We start from the raw sequence: 14,483 nt of genomic DNA on the forward strand, positions 1-14,483 counted from the left end.
GGTGGAGGTTCGCATGGAGAAACAGGAATTAGAAGAGAACATACAACAGTTGAGTGCCTTAATAAATGAAATGCCAGATTTTGTTTGTTTTAAAGATGGAGAAGGACGTTGGCTGAAAACGAATCAATTCTCCGTTGAACTATTTGAACTCGAACACATTCCTTATGTAGGGAAAACAGATGCCGAACTGGCCACTTACTCCCCATTCTTTAAGGATGCCTTTCTATACTGTGAACAGTCTGATAAAAGGGCATGGGAATCCGGGGTCGTTTCGCGCTGTGAAGAGCAGATCCCCCAGGTTGACGGGACATCAAAAACATTTGATGTCATTCGGGTACCTCTTTTTTATCCGGACGGGCATCGCAAGGGCCTGATTGTTATTGGCCGGGATGTAACCGATCGTAAAATCGCCGAAGAACATATTAAACATTTGGCTTACCACGATGAACTGACAGGTCTGCCAAACCGGAGGTATCTGTATGAAGTGCTCGACAGGGAGCTATTGCAATCAAGTCCCGTGGCGATTCTATTTATGGATCTGGACCGGTTCAAAATTGTAAATGACTCCTTGGGACATTTAATTGGTGACCAATTGCTGCAAATGGTAGCCGAGCGCTTAGTGAACGGGATTGCCAAAGGAACAGCTTTTCACCATTCAGGTGATGAATTTATCGTTGTCATACCCGAGACGAACCGGAAGGAATGCGAGCAAATAGCCCGGCAGATCATTGACCATTATAGTACACCCTTCAATTTGGACAGTAACGACATCTTTATTTCACCCAGTATCGGTATTTGTATATCCGAGAATGTAGAAAATCGTATATCCGTACAAGAAATGATTAAGTTTGCTGATTTAGCCATGTATGAGGCAAAGCGGGAAGGAAAAAACACCTTTCGATTTTATACAAAGGTTATTACATCCCAGGCGCAGGCAACACTGCAAATGGAAACTCACTTGCATAGAGCGCTGGAACGCAACGAATTTGTGCTTCATTATCAACCTCAGATTGACTTGCATTCAGGCAAAGTCTGCGGCTTAGAAGCCCTTATTCGTTGGAATCACCCTGAACTGGGATTTGTCTCACCGGGGGAATTTATCCCTTTAGCAGAGGAAACCGGGCTCATTGTTCCCATTGGTAAGTGGGTACTATACACCGCCTGCAAACAGGTCAAAGAATGGCAGGACAAGGGTCTGCCTCCCCTGCGTGTTGCCGTTAACCTGTCCGCCCGTCAATTTTATCAAACGGATTTGGTTGAAATGGTGTGCAAGGTGCTGAAGGAAACGAAACTGGCTCCGGGGTATCTAGAATTAGAAATTACGGAGAGCATTACAATGGATGTGGGCCGCTCCATTAAGATTCTGACCGATTTAAAAAGATTAGGCATCGAAATCAGCATCGACGACTTCGGCACAGGCTACAGCTCACTCGCTTACCTTAAAAAATTCCCGGTGGATAAGTTGAAGATCGATCAGTCGTTTGTCCGGGATTGTTTGAAAAACTCAAGTGATGCCACCATTGTGCAAACCATTATTTCCATGGCCAAAAATCTAAACCTTCGTGTCATTGCTGAAGGGGTTGAAACGAAGGAACATTTACCTTTTCTTCAGCAGCATTTATGCCATGAAGCCCAGGGGTATCTCTTCTGCAAACCCGTATCCATTGACGAACTCGAGCACAAGTTTGCCAAGGTGGAGACCATTCTTGCAAAGTGTGGCGTCCCCGAGGCCATAAACCAGCAGTTGTGGCTGGAGGAGGCCCTTAGGATGGCCCGGCAGGATCTTCACGACACCATACGTATGCAGCAGGGCATGACTTTTAAATTTAAAGAAAACAATGGCGCGTTTATTCATACACTTGGCGACGGCGAATTGCTCTACCGCATGGGGCTATCTCCCGGAAAAATGGTTGGCAAAGAATTATTTGACTTTCTTCCCCCTGAAGAAGCGCAAAAAAAGTTAATGTATTATAAACAAGCCTGGGCGGGACACTGCGTAAACTATGAAGGAAAACTCAACGGAGTTTATTATTTCGCCGCTCTGCGACCTATCATCAGGGCCGGGTGTGTGGTGGAAGTTATCGCCTCATGTGTAGACATTACGGAACGAAAACAAATGGAGGAAGAACTCGAGCAGAGTGAAATGAGATGGCGCCAAATCGTCAAAATTGCTGCCCGCCGTTATCCTCGTACTGCAGAACGGAAAAATCCTTTACTATAGAAGCTGCAAAGCCCTGATGATTCTCATCAGGGCTTTCGGCTATATATTTACCACGATTATACAGGCAACACAATTTCAACGGTCGTGCCCTTACCCTTCTCGCTCTTGATTCTCATTTTCCCATGATGATTTTGTACAATCTTATAGCTAACCGTTAGTCCCAAACCAGTCCCTTTTTCTTTTGTGGTATAGAAAGGCTCTCCTAATTTGGATAGGCGATCTTCAGAAATCCCGCACCCCTGATCGGTCACTTGAATCAGAATGTTCTGATCGTCTTCCATTTTTACTTTGACAAAAATCCGCCCCCCATTGGGCATCGCTTCAATTGCATTTTTTAGGATGTTAATGAGGACTTGCTTCATTTGGTTTTGTTCACACTTTATGTTCGGAATGTTCGCCGGGATGTCTGTAATGATTTGAATATTGTTTTTGTTTGCTTCACTTTCTAATATCGAAACAACATTGCCTAATAATGCCGCAAGGTTTTTCATTTCAAAACTTAAAATATGGGGTTTGGCGAGCAGAAGAAATTCGCCAACAATTAAATTGATGCGGTTCAACTCTGATAACATAATTTCAAAGTATTGCTCATTTTCTTTATCTCTGGATTGCAGGAGCTGGGTAAAACCCACCAAAGATGTTAAAGGGTTGCGAATTTCATGGGCGATACCAGCTGCTAACTCCCCAACAACAGCCAGCTTGTCTGTCCTGCGTATGATTTCTTCCATCCGCTTCCGTTCCGTGGTATCGCGCGATACAAGCACAACATCTTCAATAGAGCCATTTTCTTCCATTGCAGGTATCGCGATGGTTTCTAATGTAATCCAGTGGCCATTTATGTGGCGATAGCGAAACTCCTGCCGAATCGGCTCTTTCATAGCAACCATGCGCTCATAGGCAGCTTCCACGCGTTTCCTATCATCCGGATGCATACCCGAGAACAGCTGTTTCTCAGTACATGCTTCCGGGAAGCCTCCTAAAATCGACGCTCTCGAAGGCGATGTATATTTTAACGTCCCCTCTTTGTCATAAATGCTAATGATGTCCGATACATTTTCAGTAATAATCCGATACCTTTCCTGGGTTTCCCATAGTTCTTTTTCCATCTTTTTTCGCGACGAGATATCCCGCATAACAGCCAAAACGGCAGATTTCCCATCATATGTAATAGTCGTGGACTGAAGTTCCATTTCTATCTGACTTCCGTCGAGTTTACGGATTTTGTATTCACCAGAATCCGTGAGTTTCCCCTCTGTCTGTATCCGCCGTTTTCTTTCAAATGCTGATTCTCTGGAGGAAGGATCGATAAAATCCATGATCGACCTGCCCGCTATTTCTCCCAGAGAAGCTGCGCCAACAAGTTTTAGACCCGTTTCATTTAGATATGTAATTTTTTCGTCTGTATGTACAACAACCGTATCCGGAGAGAGTTCGACTAACCTGCGGTACCTCTCCTCGCTTTCTCTCAGTTCTTTTTCCATTTCTTTCTGTTTGGTAATGTCCCTGGCCACGGAATAGAACCGTTCATTCTCGACAATAGTATTCCACATCAGCCATTTATACGTGCCATCCTTACAACGATATCTGTTTTCAAAGTTTAATACATTCTCTCCCTGCGAAAGCCTGTCCAGAGCATGAAGCGTTGCCCGCTGATCATCAGGGTGGATAAAATTTACAAAAGGTTCCGAGCATAATCTCTCTCTCGTAAAACCAAGCGTATGTTCCCAGCTGGGATTAAGGGTCTTAAAATAGCCATCTACAGATATGATGCAAAACAAATCTACAGACAGATTAAAAAGGTGATTTAACTCTTCCCTTGCCACAAATGAACTATAATTGAAAGTCCCACTATTAGAGCTCTTGTCCGTTGGAAGCAAGGCCTACTCCTCCTACACGCATAAGCAGATTTAAGATATTCCCTTCATTATAAGTGATTATCATTTAGCCGGAAAGCTCGAAAAATAAAAACGGACCCTGCTAGTAGAGTCCGTCCACAGTCACGCTGGATATTCTTGATTTTTCTTAATTAATGAGCCGTTTCGCTCCCCAATAATGGGCATTATAATACGGATTGCCAAACAAAGAACTAATCTTCACGCAGCCGGATGAGCTCGCCTGCAGCATCTGGTTGTTCCCAAGGTAAATCCCCACATGAGAGACTCCTGCTTTATAGGTGCCGGAGAGGAAGACAAGATCTCCTTTGCGAAGCTGATCTTTGGATACAGAAACGCCCATCTTGCTGATCAATGCAGCGGAATGCGGCAGATTATAGCCATGGCTGTTGAACGCATACTGTACGAAACCTGAGCAGTCCAGCGCGACATTTGGCGTGTCTCCGCCAAAAACATAAGGCGTTCCAAGCTGGGTCTTGCCGGTTGCAATAATCGCGTCCGCTTTTGTTTGCCATGACCCGGAATCAGAAGCCGGCCTGGCAGGAATTTGTATCGTAAGCCCTTCATACATATTGCTAGCCTTTACTGTGGGGTTCGCTTTCATTAAATCATTCACATTAACGTTGTATTTTTGAGCAATCTTCCAATATGTATCTTGCGCGTTAGTCGTATATGTAGTAGTTGAGGATGCAAACACCGCTCCTCCAAATAAGTTGCCTGCTAGAATAAGAGAACCTAAAATCGCTTTTTTCATGCTTGTTTTTACCCCTCCGATGTTTAGCGTCATTTAAGGTGAACCTCGACACTCTCTTTGTTCTTATCTTACTTTAAAGGTAAAATGTGATCATTTTATTATCTAAATATTGATACACTGTTAAAATTTTAATTTCAGGTAAATATTAAGGCTATTTGGTTTCACAGGGTAATTTAGGGGGTACGAGTTGGTTTGTTTTATCTGGATGGTGTTGTATGATTAGAAAGCAGCATACAATAAGCAGTGGGTCGTGAATCAACTATCAAAAAGGATGGTAAAAACATGTCTGTTCAGAAATCGGCTCTATTGGGCCTTTTTGGCGTTTCTTTGCTTTGGGGATGTAACTATGTGATGAGCGCGTTTCTGCTCCGTGCTTTTTCTCCTATCTTCTTATCGTTTGCTAGAATCTCCATGACGTCACTCTTTCTAATTGCCGTGGCGCTAAAAATGAAAGGATTGCGACGGCCAACGAAGCACGAATGGTTGCTATTAGCCGGTGTAGGCATCTTCGGCACGCTCTTCAACCAAATTTTTTATTTTACCGGTCTGCATCAATCAACGGCATCCAACGCGGCATTGATCATAGCCATGTCTCCTGTAGCTACAACCATTTTGGAACGTATCTTTCTAAAAGTCCCGATGACGCTGGCAAAAATGGCTGGAACCGTATGTTGCCTGGCTGGGGTGTTTATCATCGTCGCATTTGCAGGCCAGTCGTTGGGCATTACAATGGGAGACTTGTATCTGCTGTTCGCGATGCTAGGCCTATCAATCAGCCTGTTGTTTATCAGAGGACTTACCAATAGCATGTCATCCTACGCAGTCACGATTTTCTCTACGATTCTTGGTAGTGTGCTGATGGCGCCTGCCGCTATCGGGGAAGACTTGTTTTCCCATATCCAAATCAGCCATAGTCTACTGGCCTGGATCCTTATGGGTATCGCCGGCATTGTTGCGCAGGGCATGGCGGGTTTTTGGTGGAATCGGGGCGTGGCTGTAGTCGGTGCAGGAACCGCTTCGATGTTCATGAATATCCCACCATTCATCGCGCTTATCGTGGGGCACTATGTACTGGGCGATGCCATACATACAACCCAAATCATTGGCGGTATTCTCGTGTTATTCGGGGTCTTCATTGCGAACCAGAGTTCGTTCGGTGCTGGTAATCGCAAACTGAACATGAATAAAAGCGCGGTGGAATCCTAGCAGCTGTCGATAGTTTACACCCCTTGTGCCGTTCATGGCACAAGGGGTTTGTTGTTTTTTTGTAAATTTATCGAATCTCTTGTTCTATTCTAAGAAAAGGCCTTTATGATAGAGTGCAAGATTATTAGGAGAGGGAGATATAAAATTGAAACAGCAAAGAAAGGCAATCATCATTTGGTCAGCACTAGGCTGCCTCGCTATTATTATTATTGTAAACTTTATTTTTAACCACGCATCACCGTTATCTGCAAGTCCAGCCCAAACCGATCAAGCGAACCAGGCCAATGTAAAAAATACAGATACACTGCCGGGGGACACAAATAAGAAGCTGCAGCAGAAGATACAGGAGAAGCATACTCCAACAGCGTCGGCTTTAATTCAGGAAGGCAATACAGCCCTCCCATTGGGAAAATTAATTGCAAATATCCCGGCCAAAGACAACAAAACAGTATACCTAACATTTGATGATGGCCCTGGAAACTATACGAAGGATATCGCCTCCATCCTTCAGCATTATGGCATCCATGGTTCGTTCTTCTGGATTGGAGACCAGGTCACCAATGAGCTGGGCCAGTTTGGCCATCAAATGATTGAACAAGGCGATGTCATCGGCTCGCATACGATGCACCATGATGCACTTGGCAAGGAAAATGCCGCACAACAAAAAGAGGATTTAACCGCCACAGCCACCCTGCTCGAAAAGAAAATCGGCCATAAAATTGACTACATCCGCCCGCCTTATGGCTCGGTAAACAGAGACACCAAAAAAGTCGGCAAAGAGATTGGCGAATACATTATATTCTGGCAGGTTGATAGTTTAGACTGGAGCCTGGCTCATGACCCACAAAAAATACTTACCAATATCGAAAAAGACCACCTAACACCGGGCGCTATTATTCTCATGCATGAACGGAAGCAGACCGTTGAAATGCTGCCGAAGGTTATCGAATATATACGAAGCAAAGGCTACAATATGGCCGCACTTCCCGCTTCTCCTATTCCTAAAGTGGAAAAGGGCAAATAAATTCCAATCTATTAAAGATAAAGAGCCGTCTTCGCAAACGGCTCTTTATTTTGTAGCTCACATGATTAACTTTTTTCTCTCCTGAATAAGGAGCGCAGAAATAAACGCGATTACACTGAGAATACAGCCGTATTCAAACAAATGTTGAATGCCAATCAAAATGGAAGCTCCATGGTTTAAGAGCGAGCCCATGATGGTAACACCTATGGCAGTGCCCATGTTTCTTGCAAACATTTGCAGAGAGGTTGAAACCCCCTTTTCCTCTGGCCTCACAAGTTGTTGGCATAAGATAATCGAAACGGTTAGCAATAAACCAAACGCATACCCCTGGACTATCATGATGAGAAACACATACCAAAAACCCGTGCCATTATTAAGAAACAAAAGCATAATACCTGATAGCACTAGACTTGCATTACCAATGATTAACGGAAGCCTTCCACCCATACGAATGATCCACTTACCAGCAGGTACAGCCGCTGCCATCCACCCTATGGCCGTGCCTACTAGCACAAGACCGCTTTGATATATGGATTCCCCTGCTACTTTTTGTAAAAATAAAGGAACATAACTGCTTGTCCCAAATAAAGCGGTACAGGCCAGAAAGGTATTAATAATAATTGCCGAAACAGTGCGGTTCTTAAATAAACTTAATGGAATCAATGGATCCTTCTGCTTCTGTTCAAAACGAATGAATAGAAACAATAATACTAAACCAGCTATGAACCACATCATTTGATTGGTTGTAACGATTGTAACAAGCAGCAATAAACTGATGGATATGGTGAATATAAGAGCTCCCCAATAATCAACTGGCGTTTTATGGCCTTTAAACTCCTCTTTAAATCGAATTAATAACAGTAACACAATAATTCCGAGAGGGATGTTGATATAAAAAATCCAACGCCAGGTAGCATATTCAACGAGCACTGAACCTAGCATCGGTCCTAAAACAGCTGCCAATCCCCACATGCCAGTAAACAAGGCCTGGATTTTCCCTCTTTGCTCCACAGAATACAAATCCCCCGCAATGATAACAGCGAGCGGAAGAATACCTCCAGCTCCTATTCCCTGAATCGCGCGAAATAAAATGAGTTGCACCATTGACCTAGACCATCCAGATAAAAGAGAACCAATCATGAAAAGAACGACACTTATCGCAAAAATTCGCTTACGCCCATAAATATCCGCCAGCCTTCCATAAATAGGTGAGGTAACTGTGCTAATTATCATATAGGAAGCAAACACCCACGCGTAAAGTTTAAAATCACCTAATTCTTTAACGATTACAGGCAATGTTGTGTTCATAATCGTTGTATCTAATGAAGCGATGAGCATAGCGATAACAATGCTCGTTACTACCGAAAACCGACTTTGCATAATATCCTCCCTCTATAAAATAAGTTTTTCTCTTGAATACTCTTATTTTCTCAGTATTTCTTGCAAGTCAGCAAACGTTATAAAACCAAAAATAATAAGAAGTGGTTTTATATGGATAGAAGAAAAGGGCAAAAACGGGGTGACCGAATTTTCTTATAAAAAATAAAAATTATGGTAGCACAATGGATCTCCACAATAGCCCAGGTGGTGTACCCTCCCATGTCTCACGGGGTCCTTACGGCCCTTACATTCCTTCGTTCTACCTATCCGTGGGGTGGAGGCTGAAAAAGCTCCTTTGCAGGGTCAAATGCCCGAATGGTAAAAAATAACGCTCAGCTTCTCCGTGCTTACTTTTTTACAATGATGAATGAGAAAAACTAAGTATGTTCAAGAAAAAATAGATTACGCAACGTTTATTTTAAGTGCATGTTGAGATGGATTACTCACAAGCGTAGCGTCATATGGCTGTTGTTTGCGCCCTAATGCAAAGAAAATACGAATCAATTTACAACATAAAGCAATAAGCGACTGCTTCTTACGAAGCGGGTTCACAGCTCGGGTAGTAAACTCATGGTGTAGGGCTTTAAACTGCTGGTTTTTAGCGACAAGTGGCATCACACATTTAAACAGGAGGGCACGCAGTTTCGGACGACCTCTTTTCGTAATACGGGTTCTGCCTTTATGCTTGCCTGAACTGTTTTCTTTTAAATTAAAGCCAGCTAATTTTTGAATCTGACGAGGGTGAGAGTAACCCATAAGATCCCCGACTTCCGCAAGGAAGCCTGCCACTGTAACCAGTCCTACACCAGGGATCGTCATCATCTGAGCGGATCCAGGAATCTCTTGAATCAGACACTTGATTTGTTCCATACACGCTTCAAGCTGTTCACAAAGCAACTTGTGTTGGCTCAACAGAGCTTGGAGTCCTTGTCGGGCCATTCTTACTCCAGACTGAAGCCCGATAGACTTCTGAGCCACTTCAATAAGCTGAGAGGCTTTTTTTATCCCAACAGCACGTTTAACCTCAACTCTCCACACTTGGACAATACCTTCTGCATCTCGCTGTACAATATCCTCTGGTAAAGGAAAATGACGAAGTGTAGATTGCGCTGCTTTTCCCTCCCAATCTTTAAAGACTGTTAAAAACTCAGGGAAATAGCGATCTAGCCAGTTGTGAATTCGCCCTTTAACTTGCAATAAGTCTTTAGATAGCTGTTCTCGTATGTTCATTCCGACACGAAGTTCGGCATAGATTCCTTGCGGAATCTGGGGTTCAGAGTAACGACCATCTTTCATAAGTTGTGCAATGACACGGGCATCTTTCACATCATTTTTGGTTGGTGAGTTATCATCAAGTTCTTTACTACGCTTAACGTGCAGCGGATTAACCAGAACAACGGGAACGCCTTCGTGACGTAAAAACTGAGCTAGAGGCATCCAGTAGTGCCCCGTCGGTTCCATTCCAAATAAAACGTGAGTTTTACAATGGGCTTCCATAAGCGAACGTGTCCATTTCCACAAATGAGTAAATCCAGACCGTGAGTTGTCAAACGTACAAGGTTTCCCAATTTCGATGCCTCGATAATCCTGCGCCCTCGCAACATGTTTGTGCTTGGCGATGTCAACCCCTACCACTAATGTAAACTCATTCATTTGCTCGATACGCTGATTTTGCTTATAATTCATGGTGTGTACCTCCTCTGTTATTTAAAGGTCGCCTGCAGGCTGACACCTCGTATGTTAACAGGAGGTACTTTTTTTATCGAACCTCAAATTTTCCCTTAACAGGAATGCTCCTTTTTTGTTTCATACCTCAAAAAAAAAAAAAAAAAAAATAAAACTCCATCGATGAAAGGAGCCATCTCTTAATAGTAAGATGAATCCTTTGCACGATGGAGTAATAAGTAGGCATTTGTCTTACATACTCGTCAATCCATTTAATAATGCTTTTTATAACATTCATCAGTATAGGAAAATTTTTGTTTGATGTCTAGAAAGAAACTCTCTAATTTTATTCTTTAGATAAGATGGTTTAAATGCCATGGGCTTTTGTTTTCCCCAGTCACCAAAGACGGAACGCCTGCATACGATATGAAAACTACAGCGCCCAGGTGCCAATCTTTTTATTCTATTTTTATGCAAAGCGTTTTTACATCGATATACAGGTTTGTCGGGGGAGGGAAACATCGAGATGGAACGGCAAAGAAAATCCGTCGTGATTTGGTTGGCACTTGCCTGCTTAGCCATTATTGCCGTCATAAATCTTATTTTTAACCATGCATCTATCTCATCAGCAAGTGAGGCCCACAAAATTGAGCCAACTAGCACAAATGCACAAACTGTAGCGTCATTACAGGTGAACACAACTAACAAGCAGCAGACGCTTCCTGACAAAGAGAACGCGCCCACAGGAGCCTCTGTGGCAGTGACACCACCCGCGCAAGGAAACGTAGTACCGCCGTTAGGTACGCTAATTGAGAATATCCCGACCAAAGACCATAAAACCATCTACCTGACATTTGATGATGGCCCCGGAACATACACCAGGAGTATTGCTTCCATTCTGCAGCAATATGGCATCCATGGTTCGTTCTTTTGGATCGGCGACCAGGTGACGAATCAATTCGGCCAGATTGGCCACCAACTGATCCAGCAAGGCAATGTGATCGGTTCGCATACGATGCATCACGACGCACTCGGTAAAGAAAGTGCCAGTAAACAGTCACAGGACTTAACCGCAACAGCCGCACTCCTTGAGAAAAAAATTGGCCATAAAATTGTTTACATGCGCCCGCCTTATGGCTCGGTAAACAAGGAGACAGGCAAAGTCAGCAAGGCCATTGGCGAATACATTATTTTCTGGCAGATTGATAGTTTAGACTGGAGTTTAGCGCGTAACCCAGACAAAATTCTTGTGAATATCCAGCGTGGCGGCGTAAAACCTGGTTCCATTATTCTCATGCATGAACGCAAGCAGACCGTTAAGATGCTGCCAAAGGTCATCCAATACCTCCGAAGCAAAGGCTACAACATGGCCGCACTTCCCGCTTCTCCTATTCCTCAAGAGCAGAAAACAAAATAATCGAACCCTATCTAGTATTAAGAGCTGTGTGTGAACACGGCTCTTTATTTTGTGCTCTTCGCGACAATTATTACATGTCCATTAGTAACCTGCTAGTTGTTACACGTTATAAGGACAATTTTCATAGATCTTTCGTTAAAAGTAAACCAAATTCTAACAATGTATTAATCGTTTCGACTTATAGTTTAGTTGTAACAACTATAAAGTAAATGAACTAAAAGATTTAAATTGAAATGTAAATTATGGGAGGGAAAATGGAATGAAAAAGAAAGTAGTTGCTTTTGCTGTATTTGCGTCTTTATCGATGGTATCTTCTTCTGTTTTTGCTGATTCAACAAATGGGTCGGCGGTTACGAACTCCTCTACAGTCATAACTTCTGATGCATCTACTACCGGCGGTCCAGCAACGCCTACGGCTGCTCCATTTACAGTATCGGTTCCCAAAACCGGTAAAGCAGTTAACCCCCAGGTACAAGCCATAAAGCAAATTTATGCCCAAATTGTTCAGCTCCGTCAGCAGGACAAACAAATCGATGCTCAATTAAAAGACCAAACAGCAAAAAATGAAAGTTTACTCAAAGGACTATCAGGTGCTCGCAAAGACGATAATACTTCTATTAAAGTAAAACTTCAATCTTTAGCTCAGCAAGGAAAAAGCATTCGTGATGATTTAAAAGCTCAACATGACTTAGCAAAGGCAGCTAAAAAAGGAAAAGATAAAGTAGCTCTTGCAGCCATTACCAACAAAATCAAGGAAGACAACACCCGCTTAAATGCTTTACGAATCCAATATAAACAAGTTCTAGCTTCTCGAAAAGATAGGGTGAGCGATAACAAACAATCCTTTGGCTCCGTACATACCCTATGGGCACAGGAAAAAACTCAATGGGCTTCTATTAAACCGTTAGAAGTTCAAAAGAAAGCCCAATGGGATACGTTTCGTCAAGCAATGAAAGGAAAAAACTATGCAGCCGCCGCCAATGCGCTTGAACAAATCGTTGAATTAAAACAACAAATCCTCATGACTAAGCAGCAAATTCTAGCAACCAAGCAAAGTGTAACGGCAGCCTTAAATGTAATCATTAGTGGTTCTAACACTCCAGATCCAGCTCCGACACCAGTTTCCCAACCTACGACAGCTGATTCTCTCAGCGTCCATCTCTAACCCTTTTCATCAAATCACTTCGACTATTAAAAAAAAGCCTGAGTCCAAATTCATCTGGACCCAGGCTGTTTTGCGCGCTAATTAGTTTGAGGAACAAAGTGTAAACCTTTTGGGGATTTAATGCCCAATGCAAATGGATGAATCGTACCTGTACTTAAATCTAAAGTGCCTATAAACCCAGCAACTCCCGAATCACTCGGACATGCTACAAATACAGTGCCTGGTGTAAAGTTCCCGGTTATTGTATATACTTTGTTGTCACTGCCGTCTGTTACATATAGATTTCCCCTAGAACTGGTTGCCCACGCTACATCATCGACTTGGGTACCAAGAGAAAGCCGCGTTTGCGCTTGATCGCTTTTTCCTGGATTTTTGATAAACACGAGCTCTGAATCTCCCTGGCTGTCGAGCATAACATCTCCGCCATATTGGGTATCCGTAGTTGGAACGACCGTACTTGAATCGGGGTCTGATAGATTTAAGGTTACCGGCTTTCCTGTTGTTACATCTGTCGCTGCTGCATTACCCATTAGTACAGGGTCTAAAGACGCAGTACTTCCGGTTATGGTTACCTGATATAAAGCAGCCTTTGTATAGTTGCCGCTTGCGTCAGCAGCAGGCGCAGATGCCGAAACATAGATGGCTCCATTTTGTATGGCAATACTGTCTGTCCCTCCACCATGAGCAAGAGGTGCAGAATAGGTGATATGCTGTACTTGCTGGTTTTGTGCGGCATGAGGCCGAATGATATACATACTTGAATTTGCATCTTCGTTAACAGTGGCCAGCACACGATCATTCGAAGCATCCGCTGTCATTCCATCTACTTTCCCCGTTACATTCCAACTATTAATCTTTTTTCCGCTATTATCATATTCTACAATTGTGCTTTGCGTGGCTCCAGACTTGCTAGCTTCACCTTTGGATCCAACACCATTTTGATAGACCACAAATATATGAGAGTTTAAAACTGTGATATCATCAGCACTGCTATTTGCGGGTGTACCTTGAGCAAATAGGCTGGCTTTAAAACCATTAATCGTTGTAACCGTTCCAGTGCCCACAAGGGATTTTATAATCGGGGCTGCAGTTACTTTGTTTACTTGGTTAAGCTGTTCAGTGTATTTCTCTTTATTAGCCATATAGACCAGTTCATCGTTGTGTAAACGATTATACAAGGCTTTAAGTTTAGCTGCCTGAACCTTCTTCGTTTTGGCATTCCATTTTTGCGCGTATTTTTCATTAGAAGCGGCAGTATTGACATACTCATTGTAAGTCATCTTTTCGTCATTCATTGCAGCTACAGCGCGCTGAAAGTATTTATTAGCGATCGAAAATTTAGCGGGAACATCAACAAGGCGGTACGCATTCCCTGTAACAGCGTTCCAAGCGTTTAACTTCGTATGATAGTTATTCCACCACAGCTTCGTACCATTCTTAATAGATGACATAAACGCTGCATTGTTCTGAAAGTACCAGGCCTTTGCATCATAACCTGCTTTTTCTACCAGAGTGAAATAATGGCCGTTGTACTGTATGTAGTTGTGTTCAGCAGCTGATGCCGTATTGGATGCCGCTTGAACCACTGATGGAACAATTGCACCTATAATGATTACACTAGGCAGTAATATTTTTGCTAGTTTCACAGTTATTCATCTCCTATAGTAAAATATGTACGCTACCAAAAAAAGATTTGTGATGGCCCTGCTTTTATCACGTTTATAACCATATAGGAGAAAAATGAGAATCTATAAAATTT

The 14,483-nt window shown here is 42.9% G+C and carries 10 protein-coding genes; 5 read left to right on the forward strand and 5 right to left on the reverse strand.

All coding sequences use genetic code 11. The annotated features are described in order from the left end of the window. The first annotated feature begins 13 nt into the window (after positions 1-13). Positions 14-2,221 (forward strand): EAL domain-containing protein, encoded by a 2,208-nt coding sequence (locus PP175_RS23565; protein WP_272440628.1) that lies wholly within the window; start codon positions 14-16, stop codon positions 2,219-2,221. Between the two features lie 56 nt (positions 2,222-2,277). On the opposite strand, the gene PP175_RS23570 is transcribed toward PP175_RS23565, so the two are convergent. Both PP175_RS23570 and PP175_RS23575 read right to left on the reverse strand, forming a co-directional pair. Then, on the reverse strand, positions 2,278-4,098 hold the full coding sequence (locus PP175_RS23570; RefSeq protein ID WP_272440629.1) for a PAS domain S-box protein: 1,821 nt from the start codon (positions 4,096-4,098) through the stop codon (positions 2,278-2,280). Positions 4,099-4,243: 145 nt separating this feature from the next. Next, positions 4,244-4,867, reverse strand: a complete 624-nt coding sequence (locus PP175_RS23575) for a C40 family peptidase (RefSeq protein ID WP_272440630.1) — start codon at positions 4,865-4,867, stop codon at positions 4,244-4,246. A gap of 282 nt (positions 4,868-5,149) precedes the next feature. Here PP175_RS23575 and PP175_RS23580 point away from each other — a divergent pair, with 282 nt between their 5' ends. Together PP175_RS23580 and PP175_RS23585 are read left to right on the forward strand one after the other, a co-directional pair. Further along, on the forward strand, positions 5,150-6,073 hold the full coding sequence (locus PP175_RS23580; RefSeq protein WP_272440631.1) for a DMT family transporter: 924 nt from the start codon (positions 5,150-5,152) through the stop codon (positions 6,071-6,073). A gap of 145 nt (positions 6,074-6,218) precedes the next feature. Beyond that, complete coding sequence (locus tag PP175_RS23585) at positions 6,219-7,097, forward strand: polysaccharide deacetylase family protein (RefSeq protein ID WP_272440632.1); 879 nt, start codon at positions 6,219-6,221, stop codon at positions 7,095-7,097. Between the two features lie 57 nt (positions 7,098-7,154). On the opposite strand, the gene PP175_RS23590 is transcribed toward PP175_RS23585, so the two are convergent. Both PP175_RS23590 and PP175_RS23595 read right to left on the reverse strand, forming a co-directional pair. Next, the gene (locus tag PP175_RS23590) at positions 7,155-8,477 is read right to left on the reverse strand and encodes an MDR family MFS transporter (RefSeq protein ID WP_272440633.1); all 1,323 of its coding nucleotides are present in this window, start codon (positions 8,475-8,477) and stop codon (positions 7,155-7,157) included. Positions 8,478-8,879: 402 nt separating this feature from the next. Beyond that, positions 8,880-10,163, reverse strand: coding sequence for an IS110 family RNA-guided transposase (locus PP175_RS23595; RefSeq protein WP_272440634.1), 1,284 nt, complete (start codon positions 10,161-10,163; stop codon positions 8,880-8,882). Positions 10,164-10,668: 505 nt separating this feature from the next. Between PP175_RS23595 and PP175_RS23600 the strand changes: the two genes are divergently transcribed. Then, positions 10,669-11,559, forward strand: coding sequence for a polysaccharide deacetylase family protein (locus PP175_RS23600; protein WP_272440635.1), 891 nt, complete (start codon positions 10,669-10,671; stop codon positions 11,557-11,559). 259 nt (positions 11,560-11,818) lie between these two features. Further along, positions 11,819-12,724: a hypothetical protein gene (locus PP175_RS23605; RefSeq protein ID WP_272440636.1), complete on the forward strand. Its 906-nt coding sequence runs from the start codon at positions 11,819-11,821 to the stop codon at positions 12,722-12,724. A gap of 77 nt (positions 12,725-12,801) precedes the next feature. On the opposite strand, the gene PP175_RS23610 is transcribed toward PP175_RS23605, so the two are convergent. After that, positions 12,802-14,370: a hypothetical protein gene (locus PP175_RS23610; protein WP_272440637.1), complete on the reverse strand. Its 1,569-nt coding sequence runs from the start codon at positions 14,368-14,370 to the stop codon at positions 12,802-12,804. Between the last annotated feature and the right edge of the window lie 113 nt (positions 14,371-14,483).

This window comes from Aneurinibacillus sp. Ricciae_BoGa-3 (assembly GCF_028421645.1).
In the GTDB taxonomy this organism is placed as follows: Bacteria; Bacillota; Bacilli; order Aneurinibacillales; family Aneurinibacillaceae; genus Aneurinibacillus_B.